We start from the raw sequence: 25,400 nt of genomic DNA, 5'->3' as shown, positions 1-25,400 counted from the left end.
GCTATTTTTTCATGCTGACCAGCTCAGGGCATGATGTGCAATACAATATCTCGAATGATCGGTATGACCGACAATACTAATAACAGTGACATGCTGTAGTTAAACACCTTTCTTCTCGCCAATATATAAGCACTTTTTCAGCATTGAGCCGAATAACAGCCATATGCCCACACTGGGAAATGACACAAAAAAGAAGGTTGTCGCGATGATGGCGTTTTGTGTATAAAAGCCCTCTCCGACGGAGGTGAAAGCGGCAATGGCTCCCGTGGCTACAACCCACGCTTTCGCATTGAGCCACCGAAATAACGCCCCTTTTAGAAAAGTGAGTGGTTTTGCCTGTTCGTCCGTTGAATGGGACATTTCACCCGCGCGCGCGATAAAGGCCATAAACAGCATGGTCGACGATGCGATCATCCAGCTTTTCTGCCTGTCGGATTACACCTTCCAATGTGAAGCCTAACCTCTCACATATCGCGCGGCTGGCTTTATTTTCCGTCGCAGCAGATATTTCCACTTTTTCCATACCAAGCGTTTCAAAAGCTATGCGAACAAGTGCCATCACGCAGCGAGAAACAATGCCTTTTCCTTGCTGGTTTTGGCAAATCCAATAGCCGATTTCCACTTTCTTTAGGTCATGAGAAATCGTATTGAAACTGATGTTTCCCACCACCTCCCCTTGGTAGAGCATCGCGCAGGTTAACGATTTCCCATCAGCGTAATCATGAAGCGAGCGTCGGACAAACCCTTCAAAAAAGGCAACACCATCGGCATGCGGTGGCCATGCTAACCATTTTGCCAAATACTCCCTATCGCGACTGACAATGTCGAAATAATCATGAGCAAAGGAAGGTTGAACAAGCGCGAGTGAAATGTCTTCATCGATAACAGTGGTAAACATAACGTTAATCCTTTACGCCTTTAAAGCTGCGTCCATCACACTCAAACGGGATGCACATAATTCGATATTTCTATCAAATTGCCATCAAGGTCGCGAAAGTACAATGATTCAATCGCGCCTTGCGCCCCTGTGCGCAGCACTGGCCCTTCTTCAATGGCGACACCCTCGCGGCGTAAGTGTTGAGCCGCCTCGCTCAGCGGGGTGGACAAGATGAAGCATAAGTCAGCACTTCCTGATTGAACATGGCGCGCATGGGGCAGGAACTCCGCGCCCTTTTGATGCAGGTTTATCTTTTGGTAGCCAACGTTCTGATGACCAAAGCTAAGCGCCGTTCGGCCATCACCAAAAGTAACGATGTTCATGCCAAGCACACGATGATAGAAATCCGCAGAGGCGTTAATATCCGTAACAGTAAGCACTAAATGGTCGAGATGACTGACTTTCACATGGCCTCCAATAAATGATGTGGCGATCGCTTTCTTAAACGCGTCGAGAAGCCATTGGGTGTTCAGGCGTTAGCTGCAGAAGATCCCAGCGATTACCATAGAGATCTTCAAACACGGCCACCGTGCCATAATCCGCCTCCATAGGCTCGCGGATAAAATGCACGCCCTCTTCACGCATTCGGTTGTAGTCGCGCCAGAAATCATCCGTAGAAAGAAATAGGAACACACGGCCACCCGCTTGATTACCGATGAAGGTGCTTTGCTCCTCGGTAGAAGCTCTTGCAAGCAACAGTGTCATGCCCTTCGAACCCGGCGGAGAAATGACAACCCAACGCTTATCCTGTTCAGGCTGGTAAGTATCTTCTACCACCTCAAACTTCAACTTATTGACGTAAAACTGGAGTGCCTCGTCGTAATCTCTAACCACAATCGCTACATGGATCAGCGCTTGTTTCATGCTATTCCTCTCATTACATTGTCACTCAAATTAAAATATATTATTTCTAACGATTTAATTATGATAAATTATCTTACAAATAAGAATATAAAACAACTTGCATTTAAAAATAATAATTTAACCAAATCAATTTAATTGTAGAAGCTTACACCCAATTAAATCTAAAAAAATATAGAACATGAAATAAAAATAGCATTTACTTTTAACCACTTACTTTGCATTTCTAAAAGACACAATAACTTTCATTGTTTTTTTCTATTATCATCATCGAAATAATCCCTTTCATAAATTGTTGCAACACTATCTATACTCATTTTACTGACAAACATTCTAGACACAACAATAGGAGGTGCTTTTTACAGGCAAACTAAATGACACATTAAGTGGTTACTTATTTAGCATTATTTATATCGTCAACATTCCGCATGATTGACCTAGGCCTCTTTTTGCATAAAAAAAAGGACAAGGTGAACCGAACGAAAATTGAGCGTTTTTCCGGTGTAAATATTACTCTTAACCCAAGTAAATACTGTGATTTTTTAAAGTCACATTCACTGTGTCAGCGTTTTGTCATTTGCACTGAAATACCGAGCAAAGAGACGTTAACTCCTTAAATTAAATAATAGACGTGTTTTTATTTTAAAAATAACGCGCGGATTACTGTATCTGCACACACGTATACATGGAAGAGGATAGTAACATGTTTAAAAAGACCCTTATTTCGGTCGTCTTGTCTGGTCTATTGGTTTCATCACCAACATTCGCGCAAGGCGAACCAAAATCAAACCAGTTCTGGTGGCCTGACCAACTCAATCTTGCACCCCTTCGTGATCACGGCCAAGAATCAAACCCGCTTGGCGAAGACTTTGACTACGCTGCTGCATTCGAAACGCTCGATCTGAACGCCATTAAAAAAGACATTTCCGTTGTACTCACTGAATCCCAACCTTGGTGGCCTGCAGACTACGGCCATTACGGCCCCTTCTTCATCCGTATGGCATGGCATGCAGCAGGGACGTATCGCGTGTCTGATGGTCGTGGCGGTGCGGGCGGTGGTCAACAACGTTTTGACCCGCTCAATAGCTGGCCTGATAACGGCAACCTCGATAAAGCGCGCCGCTTACTGTGGCCTGTGAAGCAAAAATACGGTGAAAGCCTTTCGTGGGCTGACTTGATGGCACTAACAGGCAACGTTGCCCTTGAATCAATGGGCTTTAAAACCTTCGGATTTGCCGGTGGTCGTGAAGATGATTGGGAACCTGATCTGGTTTACTGGGGCCCAGAAGAAGAAATGCTCGCCGATGAACGTCGTGATGAAAATGGCAAATTAAAAGAAGGCCTTGCAGCGGTTCAGATGGGCCTTATCTACGTCAACCCAGAAGGCCCAGGCGGTGTGCCTGATCCACTTCTAGCCGCGAAAGACATTCGTCATTCCTTTGGCCGCATGGCAATGAACGATGAAGAAATTGTCGCGCTGATTGCTGGTGGACACACCTTTGGTAAAGCGCACGGTGCGCACAAGCCAGAAGAATGTTTAGGTGAAGCGCCAGCAGGAGCACCTGTTGAAGAGCAGGGTTTTGGCTGGAAAAACAAATGTGGTACGGGCAAAGGGGCTGATACCGTTACCAGTGGCCTAGAAGGCGCATGGACAGTCACACCAACGCAATGGACAACCAACTACCTTGATAACCTGTTCGGCTTCAACTGGGTGCTAACAGAGAGCCCCGCGGGCGCCAAGCAATGGATCCCAGATTCAAAAGCCGCATCGCAGCTTGTGCCTGATGCGCACGATCCTACCAAGCGCCATGCACCAATCATGTTCACCACAGACATTGCAATCAAAGAAGATCCGCAGTTCCGCGCCATTGCGGAGAGCTTCCGCGAGGATCCTGCAAACTTTGAGCTCGCGTTTGCCAAAGCATGGTTTAAACTCAATCACCGCGATCTCGGCCCGCGTGCACGTTATATCGGTGCTGAAATCCCAGAAGAAATTCTGGTATGGCAAGACCCAGTGCCTGCGGTTGATCACCCGCTCATCACGGACAAGCAAGCTGACGAGATCAAAGCCGATATTCTGGCATCGGGTTTGAGCGTGCCTGAGCTGGTTAAAACAGCATGGGCATCAGCAGGCAGCTACCGTGGCACAGACATGCGTGGCGGTGCAAACGGCGCGCGCTTGCAGCTTGAGCCTCAAAAAGATTGGGCTGTAAACAATCCGAAAGAGACGCAAAAAGTGCTGAAAGCACTCACCAAAATCCAGAAAGACTTCAACCAACAAGCGGGCGACACGCAAGTCTCTCTGGCTGATGTGATTGTGCTGGCAGGCGCAGCAGGCGTTGAGAAAGCAGCGAAAGACGCAGGGCTGAAAGCGGATGTTCCGTTTAACCCAGGCCGTACTGACGCCACGCAAGCAATGACGGACGTCGAATCGTTCGCCGTGCTTGAGCCAACGGCAGACGGTTTCAGAAACTACTTTGATGCGGCGAAAAACTATCGCTCTCCGGCAGAAGCATTGGTTGAACGCGCTGACCTGCTTACCCTCACCGTGCCAGAAATGACAGTACTCGTGGGCGGTATGCGTGCCATGAACGCGAACAGCGATGGCTCGTCCAACGGTGTGTTTACGGACAAACCGGGCACCCTAAGCAACGATTACTTCCTGAACTTGCTTGATATGTCCACCAAGTGGTCAAAATCAGCAGACATGGAAGGCATCTATGTGGGTACAGACCGTGCTTCTGGTGATAAGAAATGGACGGCAACGCCAGTCGATTTGATTTTCGGTTCAAATGCAGAGCTTCGCTCAATCTCGGAAGTGTATGCATCAAACGGTTCTGAGCAGAAGTTTGTGGATGATTTTGTCGCAGCGTGGGTAAAAGTCATGAACAACGATCGCTTTGACCTGAAAAACTAAGGAAACTTCCTTTAAGACATAGCGATCTCATCCCAATGTCGCTTCCTGTCCAAAGAGCTCGAACCAAGGTTGGTCGAGCTCTTTTTTTGTCTTGCAGGCTATAAAATGAATGCACAAAAAAACCAGCCTCTCGGCTGGTTTTATGCAGATAATGCAACAGCGCTTAGGCGGTTACATCAAATCCGCTTTATCATCCGCAGCGATTTTCGCTTTGGCTTTATCAGCTTCAACTTGCAGAAGATCAAACCACTTCTTGCCATCGTCTACGTTCTCTTGGAACCAGGTGTACACAGGTGCAGCCGCTGCTTGGAACTTGGCTTTGTCTGCTGGCGATGGCACATAAAGCTTACCGCCTGATTTTTTGAAGGCTTCATAGGCGGCAATCGATTTACGCTTCGGAGACGCAAACGTTGCTTGTTGCAACGCGCGGAAACCGTCAACGATCACTTTGCGCTGCTCAACAGGCATGTCCATGAACACTTCGTTATTCATGTACCACAGTGCTGACATGTATGCGTGACCATCGAGCGTGACATATTTCAGGCCCGCTTCTGGAAACTTCATGCCCATGATGTCAGTAATGCCGTTTTTTGAGCCTTCAACCACGCCCGTTTGGAATGAGGTGTAAAGCTCAGGCCATGGGATTGGCGTAGGGCTAGCGCCCAGCGCTTTAACAAGTTCCTGCGGCAAATCAGCCACCACGGTACGGATTTTCAACCCTTCCATGTCACTTGGCTGTTTTACCGTGCGTTTGGTGTTAGCAAAATTACGCCAACCACCCGTGTTACCAATCGCCATCAAACGCAATTTGTTGTCGGTGTCAGCGAGGATTTCTTTACGTAGTTCACGCACAAAATCACCTTGAAGCACGGCTTCAGCGGTTCGATCATCAGGCAATACATACGGCAGATCCAGCACTTGGATATACGGGAACATGTTAGCCGCGCCACCAGAGGTTGAAATATAAACATCAACAGAGCCATCTTCTACTGCTTGGATGCACTCGGTGCCGTTGCCGCAAAGTTGGGTACCAATGAAAAGATCGACTTTAATCTTGCCGTTTGAGTGTGATTCAACAAAATCCTTGAAGACAACAAGACCATCATAATCTTCATCGTTTTCGTTCGAATTCGCGACGGCACGAAGGTTAAAATCGGCGGCCATTGTTGGCGCGGTCATTGCCATTGTCGACATGACAGCAGCCAGTCCGAGAGCACTTCCTTTCAATGCTTTATGCATTGTTTTTACTGTTGTTTTCATACTTCACCTTTCACATCCGTGGATAGCCAGTCGAACACTGACTTTGTTAAGGCGAGAACGTCAGTTCTCCGTTGCTTACAAACCCACTCACGCCAAGCCTAACCACTGCGGGATAGTCATAGACAGAGCCGGGAAAAACGTAATCAGGAATATCACCAATACTTCGACTGCCAAGAACGGCAAAATGGCACGGGAGATGGTTTCCACTTTTTCACCAGACACACTGGAGGCGACAAAGAGCACAAGGCCCATCGGCGGCGTCGCAAGGCCAACCGTTAAATTGACGCTCATGATGATGGCGAAATGCACTGGGTCGATACCCAGGCTGATAAAAACAGGCGCCAAGATTGGGCCAAGAATAATGATGGCAGGACCGGCATCGAGGAACATACCAATCACAAAGAGTAAAATGTTGATCAAGAAGAGTAGGATCAGCGGGTTATCACTGATGCCCAGCGTGAACTCCGCCATGGCTTCTGCTGCGTGAGAAAGCGACACCACGGTTTTAAAGGCCAGCGCGGAACCCACCAGCAACAAGATAACCGCTGACGATTTTGCACTGCTGGTAAAGATGTCTGGGATATCTTTCAATTTGACGGTTTTAAGAACAAACATTCCCACGACAAGGGTATACACAACGGCAATTGCCGATGCTTCTGTCGGGGTAAAAATACCCCCTAAGATACCACCCAAAATGATCACAGGCGTGAGCAACGGCCAGAAGGCATTTTTCGTTGCCACACCACGCTCTCGCCACGTCGCTTTTTCACTGGCAATGGGCAAATTTTGGCTCTTCGCCATCAAGGCAATCAGCGCCATTAACCCACCACCAATCAACAGCCCTGGCACCACACCCGCCGCAAACAATGCTGCGACAGATATTTCCATGGTGTAGGCATAAATGATCATGATGCCTGAAGGCGGAATGATCGGGCCAATCACGGACGAAGCCGCGGTAATGGCCGCCGCAAATTTTCGTGAGTACCCGTTCTTTTCCATGGCAGGGATCATCATGGAGCCGATTGCAGAGGTATCAGCCACCGCAGAGCCTGATAGCCCTGCAAACAACATGCTCGACATAACATTCACATGCGCCAAACCGCCACGCACATGCCCAATCAAAGACTGGGAAAAGCTCACCAAGCTGAGGGTGATACCGCTTCGGTTCATCACCTCGCCCGCCAACATAAAGAAGGGGATCGCCATCAGTGGGAATGAATCAATGCCGTTGTAGATGTTGCGGAACAGCAAAGGAATATCGCGATCCATGCCTTCTGCATACAGCATTAAGCCAGGCGCGGTCAGCAGGGCAAAAAACACGGGCATGCCAAGCATGAGGATCAGTAAGAACAGAGGTAAAAACAGGATTAACATTTACAACCACTTCCCTATGTTGAGCGTGGGTTTGGGCATATTTCATGCCTCACGTTACCCATCGACGTGCCAATAAATATGGCTATCGCCGCTATCCTTTTTCCGTACTCGCGTTAATGGATGTTCCCTCATCACCGCCTTTGTCTTCAGACGCATCACCATCAGACGACGCACTGCCTGGCAGTAAAGCGCGAAGGAACAATTCAACATTCGCCAATAACATGGTGCCGAAGCACACAGGCATCGCGAGGTAAATCCATGCGCGTTTCAATGGAAACGACGCAGCGCGGGTACGAAACCCGCGGTCAAAAAACTCAAGAGCAACGACGAACAGTTGAACCAACACGGCAAACGCCAGCGCAAGCAGAAAGATTTTGATGAACCGGCTAACGCTGGCAGGTAAGTAGTTATGGATCATATCGATCGAGACAAACATGCCTTTTCGATACGCTTCACCAGCAACCAATGCCATCATCCAAATCATCAATGCGCGCGCGACTTCTTCCGGCCAAGGTAGGGCGGAATTGAACACGTAGCGACACACCACTTGAAGCAAAATGCTGCCGACCATTAACGCCACCAACACCCACGCGATCGATGAGCCAATCTTCCCGATGCGATCGTTGATCGCGGAAATTGCGGTTAAACTCGTCGTCATAAATGCCATTAAGCCACTTCTCCTACACGACCAAATCGGCTTTGTTCAAACACCAACCCCGAACCTTCACGGCCAGAGCTAAAGTCCGTCACTTTGCCCAGCATGATGTCGTGATCGCCTGCAGCCACCACGCCATGCATATCACAATCAAACCACGCCACAGCGCCAGAAATGATAGCGCGACCACTGGGTGCACGTTCAATGTCGACATCGCTGAAACGTTCTTCGTGGCTTCCGCGGCAAAACTTCATCGCGAGCTCAGAGTGTTCCACGGCAAGCACACTTACCGTGTAACCGCCCGATTCAAGGATCGGCACTTTCGACGACGACCCACTGTTTAAGCTCCACAGCACAATGGCAGGCTCAAGCGACACAGAATTGAACGATGAACAGGTCAGCCCGTAATCTTCGCCTTCATGGCGTGCGGTGATGACCGTCACGCCCGTTGCAAAGCGTCCTAATGCGTTGCGCAGTTCCTTACTCATGCCACTTCCTCCCCGGCGGCTGCCGTTAAGAGTTCAAACCATGTTTCTCGGTCAATGTTCACCTTCAGTGCATCACTTGCGGTACGAATACGTGCCAAATTATTGGTGCCAACCACAGGCAAAATGCCCGCTGGGTGTGCCAATAACCAAGCAACCGCCACCGCATCAATGCCTACGCCAAAACGCTCCGCTTCACGTTGTAACAATGGCTTCACGCGCTGCGCTGCTTCGCCATTACCAAACAACTCACCACCCGCAAGCGGTGACCATGCCATCGGCTTGATGCCGTGTTGCTGCATAAACGCCAAGGTGCCATCAGTAAAGCTGTCACGCGCAAGCAAGCTCATTTCGACTTGATTGGTCACCAATGGGTTTTTCATGCCAGATTGGAGTAAATCCCAATCCCAGCGTTGGAAGTTCGATACACCAACGCCTTTCACCAAGCCTTCATCAATCAAGGCATCCAGCGCTTGCCCAGTGGCATGGTGATCCATGAAAGGATCCGGACGGTGAATCAGCAGTAAATCAAGGTGATCGGTATTCAGGTGTTTTAACGAGTTATGTACCGACGTGCGGATGTGCGCTGGCGAGGTATCGTAGTACTTCACGCGACGATCGGCGTATTTGTCGGACAGCAACATGATGTCGCATTTGCTTACGAGCTGTATTTGATCACGCAGTGACGGCGTTTTCGCCAACACTTGACCAAACACCGCCTCACATTCGTAATCGCCGTAAATATCCGCATGATCAAACGTGGTAATGCCTTGCTCTAAACACGCATCGACTTTCGCGCGGACATTCGCTTCTGAGGTATCAACATCGTCGGCTAAACGCCAAGCGCCATAAACAATGCGACTAAAAGCAGGTAAAGCGTCGTTCAGTTGGGTGTACTTCATTACTTTCTTTCTCCCACACCCAAAGGTGTTGCTGGTGTTGTTGCCGGCACACGGCCATATTCTTCTGGCATTGAACAGGTTTTCAGGTGTGGCAGAATTTTCTGGCCCACAATTTCACATTCGTCTTTGTGCGGGTATCCCGAGAAGATAAACGCGCGAATCCCCATTTTTTGGTATTCCTCAATTTTGGTCAGCACTTGGTCAACACTGCCTACCAAGGCCGCACCGCACCCAGAGCGCGCGCGACCTACGCCCGTCCAAAGGTTCGATTCGGTGTAACCAAACTTGTCTGCGTCTTCACGCTGCTTCGACTGAAGCGCCACACCAAGGCTGGTTGCATCTAACGCACGCTCTTTGATCGAGCGACCAAATTCATCGTCAAGCTTCGAAACCAATGACTCTGCATATTCTTTGGCTTCTGCTTCGGTATCACGCACCACCATGTGAACACGCAATCCGTAATCCAAGGTGCGATTGTGGCGTTGTGCCACTTCATTCACCGCGCGCATACGATTCGCCAACATGTCTTGCGTTTCCGGCCACATCAGGTAGACATCACACTCAGAACCACACAGCTCTAAGGCATCTGGTGAGTAACCGCCGAAATACAGTAACGGGCCACCGTTTTGTTGATATGGGCGCACCGGATCTGTCGACAAATCGCTCAAGTTATAAATCTCGCCTTGGTAGCGGATTTCATCTTGCGTCCATGCTTGGCGCAGGATCTCAACCACTTCTTTCGAACGGCGATAGCGAAACGCGCTGTCTTCTTTCTGTCCGGGGAAATCAGAGGAAATCACATTCAGGGTGAGTCGCCCTTTCATGATGTGATCGAGTGTCGCTACCGAGCGTGCCAACATCGCAGGATGAACCTCACCACAACGAATCGCAGCCAACAGGTTAATGCGCTCAGTCAGTGGACCCATCGCCGACGCGAAGGTCATGGTGTCTTGCCCGACTTGGTAAGACGAAGGACATAAAATGTTACGAAAACCCTGCTTTTCAGCGGTGAGTACGATGTCTCGCGTGTTTTCCCAATTACTTCTCAAATTGCCATCTGGCACACCTAGATAGCGATAGTCATCACTGCAAATAGGTGCAAACCAAGACACCTCCGAGGCATCTAATCCTGCACTTGTGATGGGCACTACACTCATTGTCCAATCTCCCGCTCTTTTTTCTTTTTAAACTCAATTCACGCACACCGAAAGTGCTTAACAATCAGCACCTAACGCTCCATGCGAAAATACCCACAAGGTAAATGAATAGTGAATGATTTGTTAAATAATGCTATAAGATAAATATGAAAAGTAAATCAATGCTGAATGAATTTGATGTTGATTTAGCACTAAGATATCGCTAGCGAGCGGTAAACCATTAAATTAAAAGCATTTATTAATTTCGAGAATTTTTAGAAATGAGTGAATCAATCCGATTACCCCTGTTCATTCAAATTAGCGAGCTGTTGCACAGAGAAATCACCGCTGGCTATTGGCTGCCAGGCGAGCGATTGCCAACGGAAGCAGAATTGTCAAAAAAACTGGGGGTTGCGACAGGCACGCTCCGCAAAGCACTCGCAGAATTGGAAAACAAAGGGCTTTTAGAACGAAAACAAGGTTCTGGCACCTATGTAAAAGAAACATTGAGCGACAATGCCATCTACCACTTTTTCAGGTTAGAACTGCAAAGCGGTGGCGGGTTGCCGAATGCGGATTTTCTTAGTGTAGATAAAATGCAGAACACCTATGTGGCCTCTTTACTCAGCCTGCCTTCGAATGCGCCATTGTGGCGATTTCGCCGTTTGCGTCGTCTTGATCAAAAACCCGCTGCAGTAGAAGAAATTTGGATCGATGGGCGACACCGTACTGCCATAGACCCGCAAGAATTAGTGGAATCACTTTACGTGTATTACCGCGAGAAGTTGGGGTTTTGGATCTCCCGTGTTCAAGACAGCATCACTGTCAGTAACGTGCCAGATTGGAAGCCCAAAGAATTTGAGTTAGCTGAAGGCTCACCCTGCGGCTATATCGAACGAATGAGTTGGTCCAACCGAGACCGCATCGAAGAAGTCTCATTCACTTGGTTTGATCCCCATACCGTCCGTTACGCCGCACGATGGTCTTAATAACTATCGTTTTTTATAACAATCGGTCTTGACGGTATTCCTCCCATTTTTCATAAGGACAATGCAATGACACAACAAGGAACCCCTCTTCGCTACGGTATTCTCGGGTGCGGCATGATGGGACGCGAGCACATTCGCAATATTCAACTGTTAGACAATGTCGAAATCACTGTATTGGCCGAACCTAACGCTGAAATGCGCGAGCTTGCCCACACACTCGTGCCAGAAGCAACCTGTGTTGATGACTTAGACGCCTTGATGGAAACAAACAATGTCGATGCCATTGTCGTGGCCACACCTAACTACCAGCATGCAGAGCAATTATTGGGCATGTTGAGCCGCTGCTCTCTACCCATACTGATTGAAAAGCCCATTTGCACGCGCATCGAAGACGTAAACCTGCTGCTCGACGCTGCTGCAACACACCCTTCTCCTATTTGGGTGGCGATGGAATACCGTTATATGCCGCCGATCACCAAGTTACTCTCATTGCTCGATAACGGCGAAGTCGGTCAGCGTCATCTGTTTTCGATTCGCGAGCACCGTTTTCCTTTCCTAGAGAAAGTGGATGACTGGAACCGCTTCAACCACAAAACAGGCGGCACCCTGGTTGAGAAATGCTGTCACTTTTTCGATCTCATGCGTTTACTAACCCAAGCCAATCCGGTTCGTGTATTCGGCTCTGGCAGCCAAGCCGTGAACCACCGTGACGAACAATATGACGGTCAAACACCTGACATTCTCGACAATGCTTTCGTCACCGTAGAGTTTGGTAACGGTACGCGAGCCAGTTTGGAACTTTGCATGTTTGCAGAAGGTTCACGCTACCAAGAAGAAATTTGTGCCGTGGGGGATGCGGGAAAAATTGAATGCTTCGTCCCTGGGCCTGGTCGTTTTTGGCCAACGGAAACGCTTGGAGAAGCTCCTGTTTCAAAAGTCATCTCTAGCCCTCGCAATCCGAAAGGGCCAAAACAGATGGATGTACCTGTCGATCCAGAATTGCTAGAAGCAGGTGACCACAACGGTTCAACCTTCTATCAACACCAGAAATTTCAGCGCGCCATCTTGGGTGAGCAATCTGTGGAAGTGACGCTGGAAGACGGTCTTAAAGCGGTTGTACTCGGCCTCGCCGCACAAGAGGCAATCAAGCGACACAAGGTGATCAATATTACTCAAGGTGGGCTAGGGTTTGAGGGATAACCTCAAGCTCAGACTTCAACTTAGCTATTGTTGGAGACAGGCCCTTTATTCATTTAACACTGTCGATAGTAATCGCTGAAAAGTGTGAAATTTATTTATTATGAGTAAGTTTGACCGGTAATTTTACATAATCTTGCACAGAGTATTTGAACAAGATCAACAAAATTATCCCATTTTTTTCTGTTCGTCACTGACCTATCGTTACTGCATCCGATAACAAAACAACTATCACCCATGTAGGAGATACGATCATGAAAACAACTCTAACAGCTCTAAGCCTTATTCTTGCTTCAATGACGGCAACTGCGATGCCTAGCCATAACCTAGACGTTTCGGTGCACGTTAATGACGGTTCGGCGACCGTAAAAGTTTTTCGAGATGGCACACCAATTGAAGGTGCAACGGTAACAGCCAATAAATTCTCTGCGGTAACAAATGACGAAGGCTCAACCTTCTATAACTTGGTATCACAGCGCTCACAATATGTAGAGTTTACTGTTACTGATAACGAAGGTAACAGTCAAAGTGTTAAGCGCTTTATTACCGGCGAAAGATAATCGAGCCCAGTAACCACGTATAACGAAAGCCCTTACTTGTGTGTAAGGGCTTTTTTTTGAATTAAACTCAAATGAGAATAATTATCATTGACAGCGTAAGGGGTGTGACGATATTGTGAGCAGGTAATGACAATAAACACGCATAAAAACAAAGAGACAATGAATGAAGAAACCTAGCCCTACATCGCTTGTTGTTCAATCCAGCACGCAAATCACGCCTAACATGCAACGCATTGAGCTCCATGGTGAGGGATTGGCTCGCTTTCCTGCTGATTGTGAAGGCGGCTACATCAAATTGATGTTTACAAAAGAAGGCAGCGCGGATTTAAGCAACCTAGCCGACGGTGAGCGTCCTGTCATGCGCACCTATACCATTCGAACACTCGACTTCATGACCCAAACAATGACCGTCGATTTTGTACGTCATGAAGTCGATAATTGCGGTTGTGGCCATGCGGCGCGTTGGGCATTAAACGCAAAACCCGGCGACACCATTAACATCGCAGGCCCTGGCACGATTCAAAACATCAACAGTGCAGCGGATTGGTTCTTCATGGTCGCTGACATGACATCCCTACCTGCACTGTCAGCAAAACTCAAAACCCTGCCGGACAACGCAAAAGGCTATGCCGTGGTTGAGGTGCTGTCCAAAGAAGACATTCAAGCGCTTGAGGCACCTGAAGGGATCGAGTTTGATTGGGTGGTCGCAGGCAAAAGTGAATCTCTGGCTGTTCGAGCGAAGCAAAAAGCATGGCTAAACGGCGACGTATTCGTCTGGAGTGCGAGCGAATTCGACACGATGCGCGAACTCCGCCAATACTTCCGCAACGAAAAAGACGTCGATCGAGATAACATCTACATCAGCAGCTATTGGAAAAATGGGGTGACCGAAGAAGGCCACAAAGTGATCAAGCAAAAAGACGCAGAAGGCGTGGCGTGATCCTGGTGTGATTCTGACGAAATAGCGGAGCACTCCATAAAAGGACACATGATGAGTCCTTTATAACGCAAAAAACCGCGAATCATGATCGCGGTTTTTTGTTTCTCACGCTAGAACCTAGTAGCCGTAGGCTCTATAGGCCTTGCTGGTACTGATCATTGGTGTTGATAGGAACCATTGTAAATAGCTCTTCTCGTACCGTGATATCACCATTAATCAGTTTCTCAAAATGATTAACCAACTCTACTTTGTCAGCCTTCTCTTTAGAGCCGCCGCCAATGTTAGTTAAATCAATAAAGAACTCATCAAACAGGTGCGACAAATCGGTCACGATATCCATGTTCAAGAATTGCTCGTGGTTATAAATGCTTGGGTAACCGCCTTTTTGCTTGTCCACTGCGAATGAAACGCCCTTTACATTCGTTATGGTGGTCGCTTTTTCACATCGCAGCATACAACCCGCTTCAATGGCTGGCTTGTTGCAACCTACCGTCTGCTGGAAGAAGCACTGACGGCTCGTCATCATCAAAATCGGGTGATAAATGCTGTAAGCCAATTTGAAGTTTTCAGGACGACGAATATCCTTAATTTGCATTCTATTGATTTCATTAGAGATGAAGGCACCTGCGCAATTTAGCGATTCTTTCATCGTAACGAGAGCATGTGAGTTTGTGGTGTTTAAGAATGGACCCGCGACCCACTCAATCCCCATCTCATACGCTTTGTAAGCAATACCTGTATTGTTCGTGACAATTCGCGCAGGCTTCACTTCTTCTAGCACTTTGACTGCTTCGTCATAGTCTTTGCCAATCAGTACCGCAGGGAACCATGGAATCAGGCGTGGGTTTTCTAGGAAAATATTGATGTATTTACGGTCACGCTTTTTAAAGCTTTCAGGCAACTTGAAGTAAATATCTGCGTCTGTCACATCACACACATTCAAATCTGCCACATCCGCAATCAGCATCGAAAGCGTTGGCTTCTCAGCCACTTTCACTTGCTGTGGCAATGCTGGCACATCAACGTGTTTGATCAACGCTTTGGAGCCATTCAACAAGAATGCGACACGATCTTTCAATTCCGTCACTTCTCTTAAAGGAACCGAGAGGTTTTCGTCAAGATCTGAGAAATCATATCCAAGCAGTTCGTAATTTGGGGTGATCACCCCTTTAAAGCGTTTCTCTAACTCAACGGATGTGATTGCCTTTTCGCTCACTTCACGGAGCAGCGAAGTGGTCGTCACTTCAAATGCGTCTTGAACACCTTTGCTTGGTGTCACAACTACAGTAAGCGGTTCACCCACTGTTGCTTTGAACGCAATGGTAATCGCAATTTTATCAATGTCTAAGCCCTTCACTTTATCTTCAAGCGTCGCGCCAATTGCGTTCTTGTCGTTATAAAGGTCTTTTCTCACGTCCTGGATCTGAACAACATCAATCGCGTTATTTTTTTCAACCGCATAATTCACGCTGTTATCACGCGGGTTATCGATAAACATGTCTCTGGTTAAGTTGCCTTTCAGAAACTTGTTCGTTAGCCCACGGTTAAACACTTTGTGCAGGTTCGAGTCGTCTTCATACAATTCGCCCGTTTCTACAAATTTGTTGATGTTCTTACGCCAGTTCTCAACAACAGTGTAAACGTAGTGCGCGCCTTTAATACGACCTTCAATTTTCAGTGAGTCGACTTTCGCCTCAACCAATTCAGGAAGATCAAAATAGGCTGAATTGTCTTTCAAGTTGAGCGGGTATTTTGTGCCAACGTTTGTCACTTCATATTCGTCACGACACGCTTGGCTACAACGCCCACGGTTGCCCGAGTTACCGACGCTAACTGAACTTGAATAACATTGACCAGAGAAGGCGATACACAAAGAGCCATGAACAAACACTTCCGTGAGCATGTCATGTTCATGAGCCACTGCCGTCATTTCTTTAATTTCATCAATATTAAGTTCACGAGATAAGTTAACGCGCGAAGCACCCACCTTACTTAAGAACTGCAATTGACCTTCATTGTGCGTGGTTAGCTGTGTAGAAGCGTGAACATCTAATGTTGGGAAATATTTTTTCACCAAATTAAACACACCGAGATCTTGTACAATAATGCCATCGATCGTTGTATTCACGAGTTGATTTAACAACTTTACAAGTGATTTAATCTCACGTTCTAAAATAACCACATTTAGCGTCAGAAATACTTCACAACCGTATTCATGAGCCAGTCGTAATACGCCATTTAGCTCATCAAATGAAAGATTGGATGCGCGATTACGGGCGTTGAATATATCTAAGCCACAATAAACGGCATTTGCCCCTGCAACGATGGCCGCTTTGATCGCTTCGACATCACCGCCTGGTGCCAATAATTCAAGTTTTCTACTCATTGTGAGATTGCTCGCTTCGGTATTTTATGTAGTAATTTTTGAGGGAGTATTCTACTCGCCTCACGCTTTCATTGCCACACACGAACGCTTTTCTTGACCTAGATCATGATAGAAATCTTCGTGAATCCCCTCCTTCTATCCGATAAGATGTCAAACAAGCCAACGTTTTTTAGGTACTTAGCCGATGACAGCGCCGATTCTTTACTCATTGCGACAATGCCCCTATGCCATGCGAGCTCGTCTCGGAATACTCCACGCTCGTCAAGTAGTAGAGCTCCGTGATATCGACATGAACAATAAACCGCAAGAGATGCTGTCTATTTCACCAAAAGGCACGGTTCCGGTTTTGCAGTGCCAAGACGGCACAGTGATAGAAGAAAGCATTGATGTGATGGTATGGGCGTTATCTTTATCTGATCCTAGCAACCTCCTCTATTCCCACGATGACCAACAACTGCCCCTCATGTTGCGCTTAATACAAAGCAGCGATTCCGATTTTGTCCATGCTTTGCAAAAATACCGCGCTGCTTCCCGCTACCACGATGACAATGCAATCGAATGGCGTTATAGATGCTGCGAATGGTTAGTAGACATTGAAAATAAGCTCTCTCAACATGCGTATATCATGGGTAATTCACCAAGCTTGGTGGATTACGCCATTCTTCCTTTTATCCGCCAATTCTCTCGCGTCGATAAAAAATGGTACGCCCAATCACCACTTCCCCATTTACGCGCATGGCTGATTAATCATTACAATGATCCGCTATTTTCTAAAGCGATGGTGAGCCATCCAAAATGGAATGAGAATGATGAGGGAGTTTTATTTGGGTTTAATCTTGCTGACGGGAAGTATTGTTAAAGAGAGACATCTTTTAATACGATCTTTTTCGCACCAAAAACTCACACACATGAAAAACAAAAAGGCCAAGTAACAATACTTGGCCTTTATATTTTAAGTTGAAGAACTATTGATTAACGTACTCAACAGTTACTTAATCACCTTATCATTTACTGAAATAAATGTTATCTAAATAAACATCGACAGACTCATTGCTATCAGCTCTTGAAGCAGTGATAACAATTTGTGCAATCGCATCTCTTGATAAATCACCGCTGCCACTCGCATCGGTAAAATCATCTAGCGAAACACTCAATGTCACTACATCAGTACTTGAAGGAACACTGGTGTATTGAATCGCACCAGTCTCACCAGAGCCTCCAGCATGGTTAGACAACTTAATGTTAATCACCTGACCTGCTAACAAAGGATCGACTTTGTATTGCATGTTGAATGTCGTGAAGCTAGATGCATCAAATGCTGCCGAAGAGAAATCAATGCCGGCAAACACTTGACCTGCTTCAACATTAATCACTTTAGCTGGACTACCGTTAAGATCGCCATCAGTGATACGTGCTGAAGAGTCACCCCAGTTAGGGCCCCACTCATTTACAGTGATATCGGTGTAGTCATCACTGAAGATGGAAACAACGTCACCTGTTGTGTCAGTGCCGCCATCAGTACCACCATCAGTGCCACCGTCAGTGCCGCCATCATTAGCAGTCGGAGAGATGACAACATTGTCTATCACGTACTCAGAACCGATTCCTGTATCCCAAGCTGGGAACACCATAATCAGGTCAATTGCAGTGAGGTCTAGGCCGTTGTTCGACAGGTCGCTCAGGTTGAACGTGTAGTTCTTCCATACGTTCAACTCTGGAACAGTGTCTAAACGCAGCTCCACAGCTTCACTACCACCATTTGACTCTACTTTGAAGTTCCAAACATCAGCAGGTGTTTCACCTGCAGCAAGTAGCTTGATATCAAATGAGATGACACCTTCTACCATCCATGCATTCACATCGATTGGCTGAGGATCCGTAGCAACACCGTCACGAGAACTAAAGCCGTTCACTGTCGCATTAGCCACTTCAAAGAAGGTCACAGCGCCGTAAGTCGCATCACTATCCGTCGTAACAGGTGGCGTCGTTCCACCACAACAATCCCATGCTACCCACTGCGGGTTAGCCGCATCGTTAAAGATAACGATTGGCGTGTTGTCAGTCGTGCCGCCGTCAGTTCCACCGTCTGTGCCGCCGTCAGTGCCACCATCGGTGCCGCCGTCAGTACCACCATCGGTGCCGCCGTCAGTACCACCATCGGTGCTGCCGTCAGTTCCACCATCGGTGCCGCCGTCAGTACCACCATCGGTGCCGCCGTCAGTGCCACCATCGGTGCCGCCGTCAGTACCACCATCGGTGCCGCCGTCAGTGCCACCATCGGTACCGCCGTCAGTGCCACCATCGGTGCTGCCATCACTGAAATAGATATTATCGAGATAGATATCTACTGGCGCACTGCCATCAGATCTTGCCGCAGAAATGACGATTTGTGCGATAGCATTTCGTGATAAATCACCACTGCCACTTGCGTCTGTAAATTCAGTAAACGGAATCGCAAGCGTAACGACATCTTCACTTGAAGGTACGCTGGTGTATTGAATCGCACCGGTTTCGCCATTGCCACCATCATGATTTGACAACTTAATATTAACCACTTGCCCAGCTAACAAAGGATCTAATTTGTACTGCATATGGAAAGTAGTAAGACTCGTCGCGTCAAATGCTGCTGATGAGAAATCAATACCGGCGAATGTTTGACCTGCGCCAAGCGTGATCACTTTGGCTGGGCTGTCATTCAGAGTGCCATCGATGATGCGAGCTGAAGAGTCACCCCAGTTAGGGCCCCATTCATTGATGGCAATATCGGTGTAATCATCACTAAAGATAGACGTCACACTTCCAGTCGTACCACCATCGGTACCGCCGTCAGTTCCGCCGTCAGTTCCACCATCAGTGCCGCCGTCCGTGTCCGCTGCATTGAATGTGATGTTGTCGAAGTACATGACTGCATCAGCATCACGCATAGTATCCGCATCAACAAAATCAGGGAACACAACTACGCCTGTTACAGGACCGTCATACAAGTCTGCGACAGAAGAGAAATCAAACGTCAACTCTTCCCACTGGTTAACAAGCGTATTGTTAGCAAGAAGCTCTTGCGCATAACCACTTGCTGTTTCCAGTTTGAAACGTACTGTGCTGATTTTGTCTTTATACACCATCATACGAACAACGCTGTTGGTCGCATCAAGGGTAAACGGTTCTACGTCGCGAGTGATTGCACCAGCCCATGGTTGGCCATTTTCACGTGCAATTAGCTTGGCTGCTGTCGCAGAAACATTTGCACCAGATGTATCTGGGTTAGCAACAAGCTCAACCGCTGGGTTGTCATCGTTTTCGAACACTTCCCACGTTACTGTGTTGGCTTCGAAGTCAATAATATCGCTCGCTGTGATAGTCACACCGTCAGTGCCACCATCGGTTCCGCCGTCAGTGCCGCCGTCAGTACCACCATCGGTGCCGCCGTCAGTACCACCATCAGTGCCGCCGTCAGTACCACCATCGGTGCCACCGTCAGTACCACCATCGGTGCCACCGTCAGTACCACCATCGGTGCCACCGTCAGTACCACCATCGGTGCCACCATCGGTGCCACCATCGGTGCCACCGTCAGTACCACCATCGGTGCCGCCGTCATTATCAGCGTTTACAAACGCGAGGTCTGCAATCTGGAAGCTACCGTTTTCTGACAGGACAACCGCGAAGGTTGTTAAATCCGCGAAGTCAGGCAGTGGTAGTTCCATTTGTACCCAGCCATCTGTCAGCGCTGTTCCGTTTGAAAGCAAGTAATCATCAGCCACTTCACCATCGGTTACACCTTGGATTGAGATGCGAACCTGAGCAAGGTCAGTCAGAAGCTTGAAGCGTGCGTGTGTGTATGACGTAACGTCAATTGGGTTAAGCGTACTTGACCACGCCAATGCACCCCAACCATCAGTGACTGTCAATTCAAGTACAGGGTTATACAAGTCACTGGTAGCATCACCTAGACCTGCATTGTTCCAGACTTGAACATCATCGAAAACAAGGTTGGTTTCTTGGCCTGTATACAGGATGTAGCCAACTTCTGGCGCAGCACCACCATTGCCTTTGTTCACATAAGCAACATCAGCAATTTCCAAGGTGCCGTTTTGGCTCAATACCATCGCGAAGGTTGTCATGTCTGTGAATGCGGGTAATGGCACTTCCATTTGTACCCAGCCATCAGTCAGAGCAGTACCCTGTGACAGTGAGTAGTCATTAGCGACCTCATCCTGTGACAGACTCTGAATAGACAATCGAACCGCGCTTGCATCTGTGCGCACTTTGAACTGTGCATGTGTGTAAGACGAGATATCAATTGGATTTGAGCTGCTAACCCAAGCAACCGCGCCCCAACCGTCCGTTACGTCGAGTTCTAGTACTGGATTGTACGTGTCATTAGCGACCTCGCTTAAACCAGCATTGTTCCATACTTGAACGTCTTCAAAGACAATGTTTGTCTCTTGACCGGTGTAAAGTACATAGCCCGTTTCTGGAGCGTCAGTACCGCCACTGCTATCGTTGTTCACGAATGCAATGTCAGCGATCTCAAGTGTTCCGTTTTCACCAAGCGTCAACGCGAATGTCTTCATATCAGTATAAGAAGGCACTGGCACGCTCATTTGAACCCAACCATTATCAAGTGAAGTACCTGATGACAGTGAGTATGGGTTAGCTGTTGTTTCATCTGCTTGGTTGATGAAAGTGACATCAACATTCGCAGCAGATGTTTTAACTTTGAACTCGGCATGTGTGTATGGCGTAAGGTCTACTTGTGTTGTGTTAAACAACCAAGCAGCAGAACCCCAATCACCCGTTACCGTAAGTTCTTGAACAGGTGAATAAGTGCTGTCACTTCCGGCACCAATTGAAGCACCCGAACCGTCTTGCGACCATACTTGAATGTCGTCGAAGCCGTGAACAGTGTCTTTACCGGTATACATGACGTACCCAGCACCAGAGGTATCAGAACCCGTTTCGTACGGAATAGCGTGAATAGCGTCAATGACGTTTTGCTCAACACCGCCGTTTGACTTAACGATCTGATTACCACCGCGAGTGATTCCTTCAAACGCACCGGCATCAACCAGATCCCAAATGGCATATTTCGCATTACCATCAATGTCGATCAGACCAAAGTGTTTCTCTGGATCGCCAGTGTTTTCAGCACCACCTTTCCATGGTTCATCAAATGCTTGGAAGAAGAATACAGATGCGCCGTAGTCGATAGCCCATTGGCTCATCGCATCATAGTATTTCTTCTGTTTGTACTCATCAGAAGCACCCGTTCCACCAGCACCGAAACCAGTGTTCGACTCAGTCGACCAACCTGTTTCACCAATGTGAATCTGCTTAGTGCTGTCAATTGCCATGACACTGTCTTTAACAGCATCAATTTGAGTTAGCGCTTTGTTGAACGCGCGCTCCATGGCTTTATCAGCTTGTTCTTGACGAGTAAGAGATTGCTCTGACTCAGGAACTGGCCAGAAATCACCGTCATGGAATGTATCGTGGAATGGGTAAACATGAACGGACACGTAGTCAACTGCTTGAATCAGTGCTTTGATGTCTGCTTCATGCGCTTGGTAGTAACCATTGTTGATAGACCAAACCGCCCAGTTTTCAGAACTGGTGATCCAAATATCATCACTGATTGTGCCATCGGCCTTCATTGCTTGAAGTTCGTTAACACGGCTCAGGATAATACCAGGCTCAACACGGTAGCTGCTCGCCCACTCAACCATTGCCTCATTACCAACCGCAATCACTTTGATAATGTTTGGATAGGTTTGAGCGAACTCAACCGCTTTATCCATTTCCAATTGGTTGTTGGCATGTTCTTGTGAACTGTCTATTTCTACATTAGAGAATGCATTGAGTGCTGAAATCCACACACCAAGCATGACGTTCATTTCGAAGCTAGCGTCTTCCTGCTGAAGCTCATCAATCGCCTGAAGTAAACGTTCAGTGTCTACGAAGTCCTGAGTGTTATATGTACGCAGCATACGAATGCCAGTTGCATGCATGATTTTCAGGTCTTCTTTAACTTCCGCAACGCTTGGAGCATTTTCATTAGAACGCACGTTTGTGCGATATGCACCGTAAGAGATTGCAGGCAGTTGAGCAGTGCCAAGCACAGGCTGTCCTGATGCATCACCACCAGTAACGGTTGAAACTGGGAAGTCACCCGTTGCCGTTGGTTGTGGCGCAATTTCAGGCGCTACTGAGTATTCAGTGCTGCTGCCGTCAGTGCCACCATCAGTGCCGCCGTCAGTGCCGCCGTCAGTGCCACCATCAGTGCCGCCGTCAGTGCCACCATCGGTGCCGCCGTCAGTATCGTTCTTGACCAGAGCAATATCAGCTATCTGCAACGTGCCATCTTGTCCTAGCACCACAGCGAATGTAGTCACATCTGCAAAGGCTGGGACCGGTATTTCCATTTGCACCCAGCCGTCAGCTAGTGCTGTACCTGTCGAAAGCGCGTATTCGTTCGCAACTTCTCCGTCACTCTGGCCAGTGATAGACACACGTACCTGAGCAGCATCAGTCTTCACTTTGAATTGCGCGTGAGTGTATGGAGTGAAATCGACAACGCTTGATGAGTTAGCCCAAGCTAATGCACCCCATCCACCAGTAACGGTCAGCTCAAGTACTGGGTCATAAGTACCGCCAGAAACTTCCGAAATACCAGCACCATTCCACGCTTGTAGATCTTCGAAAGCAATATTAGCTTCTTGACCAGTGTAGAGAATGTAACCTGTATCTGGAGCGTCAGTGCCGCCATCGGTATTGTTGTTCACCAAAGCAATGTCAGCAATCTGCAACGTACCATCTTGTCCTAGCACCAAAGCAAACGTAGTTACATCTGCAAAAGCCGGGACGGGTATTTCCATTTGCACCCAGCCGTCAGCTAATGCTGTGCCTGTCGAAAGCTGGTGATCGTTCGCAACTTCTCCGTCACTTTGACCAGTGATAGACACACGTACTTGAGCAGCGTCAGTCTTCACTTTGAATTGTGCATGAGTGTATGGAGTGAAATCGACAACGCTTGATGAGCTAGCCCAAGCTAAAGCTCCCCAACCACCAGTGACAGTTAGCTCAAGTGCAGGATCATAAGTACCACCAGATACTTCCGAAATACCTGCACCATTCCATGCTTGTAACTCTTCGAAAGAAACATTGGCTTCTTGACCAGTGTAGAGAATGTAGCCTGTACCAGAAGAGTTTGAACCACCATCGGTGCCACCGTCAGTTCCGCCGTCAATACCTTGACCTTGCCCAGCACCAACGTTGACAAATTCTATATCGGCGAGCTTCATCTTGCCCACGCCGTTAAATTGAATCGCGTACCATGCTAAGTCCTCTACACCTGCGGGGACAGGCACTTGCATTTGGATCCAGCCATTACCGAGATCGGTTCCGCTAGAAAAACCATAGTGATAGCGTGTTTCAAAAGGGTTTTCGGGATCATTCTCATTTGGTTGAATAACAACACTTTCGACACCTGTAAAGTTACCAGGTTGAACCTTGAATCGAGCAAAATTATACGCGGAGATGTCTGCCGGATTGTTTGGTAGGCCAAATGCAGTTACTGCAACGTCGATTCCCCACTCATTGCCGCTAGTGAGCTCAAAAGCTGTCGAATATTCCTCTCCCGTCAAGTTCGAGACAGTAGAACCACTACCAAAATTATCGAACCAAATTTCAACAGGCAATGTAGATTGTTGACCACTGTATGCGATGTATGAGTTAGCAGTTACAGCACCGTTAAAAACGGTCCATTGCTCACTGTCAGTACCAATTTCGGAATTAGGAGATTTTGAAAAAAATGCGTTCCGGACTTCTACTGTACCGCCGTCAACACCTGGTCCTGCAATGAATAAAGGTGACGATACATCTGTAAAATCAATAGGCAAGCCGCTAGTCAACTCAGAAATACTAATCTGATAAGTTTGCCAATCACTAGTAATCGTACGACCGCCGGCAAGCGCATTTACACCACTGTTAGGTGATGCAGCAGTTGGCTCAAACACAACTCCGTTAGATGCGTCAGGGCGATCTGCATTACCAAACTCTCCGGTCTGGAAGCCGATAGTCACCGGAGATTGAACAGTACCTTTCACTTCAAAATTTAGATAACCATCACCGTAGCCTGAAAGATCAAGTGCAGGATCTGAAGTTACGCCCGCTCCCCATTTAAAATCGCCAAAATCACCCGCCTCTGCTTCGCTAGAAGGAGTAGTAACAGTGACTGCATCACCAGAAGTAATGCGAGCAACACCTTCCCAACCATTCAACCCCAATCCAGAGCGCAGTGCACCAGAGGATTGAACGGTTAAAACATCTTCAGAACGGGGCGAGCCTTCTATCGACTCACCCACGATAGGGTCATCCCCACCACCACAGCCAGTTAAGGCGACAGACGCCATCAACAGCATTTTTGCAAATATATTCTTCATCATATCGTCCGTATTTCTAATCCTACATCTTGACCGCAACAGCGCTGCGCGCATTGCGGAAGTTCAGAACTCCCCTGTCGAACGGAGAAACTTGCTTTGGTTGGGTGTCGCCGCCAAAAGAAAGCGCTTTCAGCAGTGCTTAAAAACAAAGCCAGAAAACTGACTTTGACTTGCAGATGGATAGACCCATCGCCTAGCTTGTAAAAATATTGTTAATGGACAGGTCGATACAACATGAATTTAATTTCATTCTTTCAATTAATAGAAACACTCACAAAAGAAAGCGCTCTCTTTGTAACAAGACTCACAAGTGATACGTCACATCAAAATGTGAATTATTTTTAAGACAGAGCCGATAGT

The 25,400-nt window shown here is 47.6% G+C and carries 18 protein-coding genes; 6 read left to right on the top strand and 12 right to left on the bottom strand.

Annotated elements, in window-relative coordinates:
• Nucleotides 1–99 precede the first annotated feature (99 nt).
• Genes BM082_RS04040 through BM082_RS04025 form a run of 4 tightly spaced genes read right to left on the bottom strand, consistent with a single transcriptional unit; the run spans nucleotide 100 to nucleotide 1,801 of the window.
• Nucleotides 100–414: a hypothetical protein gene (locus BM082_RS04040; RefSeq protein WP_133149694.1), complete on the bottom strand. Its 315-nt coding sequence runs from the start codon at nucleotides 412–414 to the stop codon at nucleotides 100–102.
• Nucleotides 362–898: a GNAT family N-acetyltransferase gene (locus BM082_RS04035; RefSeq protein WP_074925390.1), complete on the bottom strand. Its 537-nt coding sequence runs from the start codon at nucleotides 896–898 to the stop codon at nucleotides 362–364. Before BM082_RS04035 ends, BM082_RS04040 begins: the two co-directional genes overlap by 53 nt.
• Nucleotides 899–939: 41 nt before the next feature.
• A complete protein-coding gene (locus tag BM082_RS04030; protein ID WP_017015292.1) occupies nucleotides 940–1,344 on the bottom strand; it encodes a VOC family protein in 405 nt (134 codons plus the stop codon).
• Between the two features lie 34 nt (nucleotides 1,345–1,378).
• A complete protein-coding gene (locus BM082_RS04025; RefSeq protein ID WP_074925389.1) occupies nucleotides 1,379–1,801 on the bottom strand; it encodes a VOC family protein in 423 nt (140 codons plus the stop codon).
• A gap of 700 nt (nucleotides 1,802–2,501) precedes the next feature.
• Between BM082_RS04025 and katG the strand changes: the two genes are divergently transcribed.
• Nucleotides 2,502–4,715 (top strand): catalase/peroxidase HPI, encoded by a 2,214-nt coding sequence (gene katG / locus BM082_RS04020; RefSeq protein WP_074925388.1) that lies wholly within the window; start codon nucleotides 2,502–2,504, stop codon nucleotides 4,713–4,715.
• A gap of 171 nt (nucleotides 4,716–4,886) precedes the next feature.
• Here the strand turns inward: katG and BM082_RS04015 are convergent, their stop codons facing one another.
• From BM082_RS04015 to BM082_RS03990, 6 genes are all read right to left on the bottom strand, one after another.
• Entirely contained in the window at nucleotides 4,887–5,975 is a 1,089-nt protein-coding gene (locus tag BM082_RS04015) for a TRAP transporter substrate-binding protein (protein ID WP_017015289.1), read from the bottom strand.
• 87 nt (nucleotides 5,976–6,062) lie between these two features.
• Nucleotides 6,063–7,349 (bottom strand): TRAP transporter large permease, encoded by a 1,287-nt coding sequence (locus BM082_RS04010; protein ID WP_017009973.1) that lies wholly within the window; start codon nucleotides 7,347–7,349, stop codon nucleotides 6,063–6,065.
• A gap of 91 nt (nucleotides 7,350–7,440) precedes the next feature.
• Nucleotides 7,441–8,016 (bottom strand): TRAP transporter small permease, encoded by a 576-nt coding sequence (locus BM082_RS04005; RefSeq protein ID WP_074925387.1) that lies wholly within the window; start codon nucleotides 8,014–8,016, stop codon nucleotides 7,441–7,443.
• Nucleotides 8,016–8,492: a flavin reductase family protein gene (locus tag BM082_RS04000; protein ID WP_017009970.1), complete on the bottom strand. Its 477-nt coding sequence runs from the start codon at nucleotides 8,490–8,492 to the stop codon at nucleotides 8,016–8,018. The genes BM082_RS04005 and BM082_RS04000 overlap by 1 nt, the downstream gene beginning before the upstream one ends.
• A complete protein-coding gene (locus BM082_RS03995; protein ID WP_017015287.1) occupies nucleotides 8,489–9,391 on the bottom strand; it encodes an aldo/keto reductase in 903 nt (300 codons plus the stop codon). Before BM082_RS03995 ends, BM082_RS04000 begins: the two co-directional genes overlap by 4 nt.
• A complete protein-coding gene (locus tag BM082_RS03990) occupies nucleotides 9,391–10,548 on the bottom strand; it encodes an LLM class flavin-dependent oxidoreductase (protein ID WP_017009968.1) in 1,158 nt (385 codons plus the stop codon). Before BM082_RS03990 ends, BM082_RS03995 begins: the two co-directional genes overlap by 1 nt.
• Before the next feature lie 260 nt (nucleotides 10,549–10,808).
• Here BM082_RS03990 and BM082_RS03985 point away from each other — a divergent pair, with 260 nt between their 5' ends.
• The 4 genes from BM082_RS03985 to BM082_RS03970 all read left to right on the top strand — a co-directional run bounded on the left by BM082_RS03985 (nucleotide 10,809) and on the right by BM082_RS03970 (nucleotide 14,213).
• Nucleotides 10,809–11,516, top strand: coding sequence for a GntR family transcriptional regulator (locus BM082_RS03985; RefSeq protein ID WP_017009967.1), 708 nt, complete (start codon nucleotides 10,809–10,811; stop codon nucleotides 11,514–11,516).
• Nucleotides 11,517–11,582: 66 nt separating this feature from the next.
• On the top strand, nucleotides 11,583–12,716 hold the full coding sequence (locus BM082_RS03980; protein WP_017015286.1) for a Gfo/Idh/MocA family protein: 1,134 nt from the start codon (nucleotides 11,583–11,585) through the stop codon (nucleotides 12,714–12,716).
• 251 nt (nucleotides 12,717–12,967) lie between these two features.
• A complete protein-coding gene (locus BM082_RS03975; protein WP_017015285.1) occupies nucleotides 12,968–13,273 on the top strand; it encodes a hypothetical protein in 306 nt (101 codons plus the stop codon).
• Nucleotides 13,274–13,436: 163 nt separating this feature from the next.
• Nucleotides 13,437–14,213 carry a siderophore-interacting protein gene (locus BM082_RS03970; protein ID WP_017015284.1) on the top strand — a complete coding sequence of 259 codons (777 nt, stop codon included), beginning with the start codon at nucleotides 13,437–13,439 and terminating at the stop codon, nucleotides 14,211–14,213.
• Nucleotides 14,214–14,346: 133 nt separating this feature from the next.
• On the opposite strand, the gene BM082_RS03965 is transcribed toward BM082_RS03970, so the two are convergent.
• On the bottom strand, nucleotides 14,347–16,599 hold the full coding sequence (locus tag BM082_RS03965; protein ID WP_074925386.1) for a peptidase U32 family protein: 2,253 nt from the start codon (nucleotides 16,597–16,599) through the stop codon (nucleotides 14,347–14,349).
• 184 nt (nucleotides 16,600–16,783) lie between these two features.
• Between BM082_RS03965 and BM082_RS03960 the strand changes: the two genes are divergently transcribed.
• On the top strand, nucleotides 16,784–17,458 hold the full coding sequence (locus BM082_RS03960; protein ID WP_074925385.1) for a glutathione S-transferase: 675 nt from the start codon (nucleotides 16,784–16,786) through the stop codon (nucleotides 17,456–17,458).
• Nucleotides 17,459–17,603: 145 nt separating this feature from the next.
• Here the strand turns inward: BM082_RS03960 and BM082_RS25165 are convergent, their stop codons facing one another.
• On the bottom strand, nucleotides 17,604–25,040 hold the full coding sequence (locus BM082_RS25165) for a hypothetical protein (RefSeq protein WP_074925384.1): 7,437 nt from the start codon (nucleotides 25,038–25,040) through the stop codon (nucleotides 17,604–17,606).
• Nucleotides 25,041–25,400 lie beyond the last annotated feature (360 nt).

This window comes from Enterovibrio norvegicus DSM 15893 (assembly GCF_900115495.1).
GTDB lineage: Bacteria > Pseudomonadota > Gammaproteobacteria > Enterobacterales > Vibrionaceae > Enterovibrio > Enterovibrio norvegicus.
Note: the sequence above shows the minus strand (reverse complement) of the source record. Positions and strands in the feature narration are given on the sequence as shown.

Bases quoted from the DNA above. Each gene is read 5' to 3' on its own strand.
- BM082_RS04040 (WP_133149694.1), bottom strand. From the start codon at position 414: ATGATCGCATCGTCGACCATGCTGTTTATGGCCTTTATCGCGCGCGCG.
- BM082_RS04035 (WP_074925390.1), bottom strand. From the start codon at position 898: ATGTTTACCACTGTTATCGATGAAGACATTTCACTCGCGCTTGTTCAA.
- BM082_RS04025 (WP_074925389.1), bottom strand. From the start codon at position 1,801: ATGAAACAAGCGCTGATCCATGTAGCGATTGTGGTTAGAGATTACGAC.
- katG (WP_074925388.1), top strand. From the start codon at position 2,502: ATGTTTAAAAAGACCCTTATTTCGGTCGTCTTGTCTGGTCTATTGGTT.
- BM082_RS04015 (WP_017015289.1), bottom strand. From the start codon at position 5,975: ATGAAAACAACAGTAAAAACAATGCATAAAGCATTGAAAGGAAGTGCT.
- BM082_RS04010 (WP_017009973.1), bottom strand. From the start codon at position 7,349: ATGTTAATCCTGTTTTTACCTCTGTTCTTACTGATCCTCATGCTTGGC.
- BM082_RS04005 (WP_074925387.1), bottom strand. From the start codon at position 8,016: ATGGCATTTATGACGACGAGTTTAACCGCAATTTCCGCGATCAACGAT.
- BM082_RS04000 (WP_017009970.1), bottom strand. From the start codon at position 8,492: ATGAGTAAGGAACTGCGCAACGCATTAGGACGCTTTGCAACGGGCGTG.
- BM082_RS03995 (WP_017015287.1), bottom strand. From the start codon at position 9,391: ATGAAGTACACCCAACTGAACGACGCTTTACCTGCTTTTAGTCGCATT.
- BM082_RS03990 (WP_017009968.1), bottom strand. From the start codon at position 10,548: ATGAGTGTAGTGCCCATCACAAGTGCAGGATTAGATGCCTCGGAGGTG.
- BM082_RS03985 (WP_017009967.1), top strand. From the start codon at position 10,809: ATGAGTGAATCAATCCGATTACCCCTGTTCATTCAAATTAGCGAGCTG.
- BM082_RS03980 (WP_017015286.1), top strand. From the start codon at position 11,583: ATGACACAACAAGGAACCCCTCTTCGCTACGGTATTCTCGGGTGCGGC.
- BM082_RS03975 (WP_017015285.1), top strand. From the start codon at position 12,968: ATGAAAACAACTCTAACAGCTCTAAGCCTTATTCTTGCTTCAATGACG.
- BM082_RS03970 (WP_017015284.1), top strand. From the start codon at position 13,437: ATGAAGAAACCTAGCCCTACATCGCTTGTTGTTCAATCCAGCACGCAA.
- BM082_RS03965 (WP_074925386.1), bottom strand. From the start codon at position 16,599: ATGAGTAGAAAACTTGAATTATTGGCACCAGGCGGTGATGTCGAAGCG.
- BM082_RS03960 (WP_074925385.1), top strand. From the start codon at position 16,784: ATGACAGCGCCGATTCTTTACTCATTGCGACAATGCCCCTATGCCATG.
- BM082_RS25165 (WP_074925384.1), bottom strand. From the start codon at position 25,040: ATGAAGAATATATTTGCAAAAATGCTGTTGATGGCGTCTGTCGCCTTA.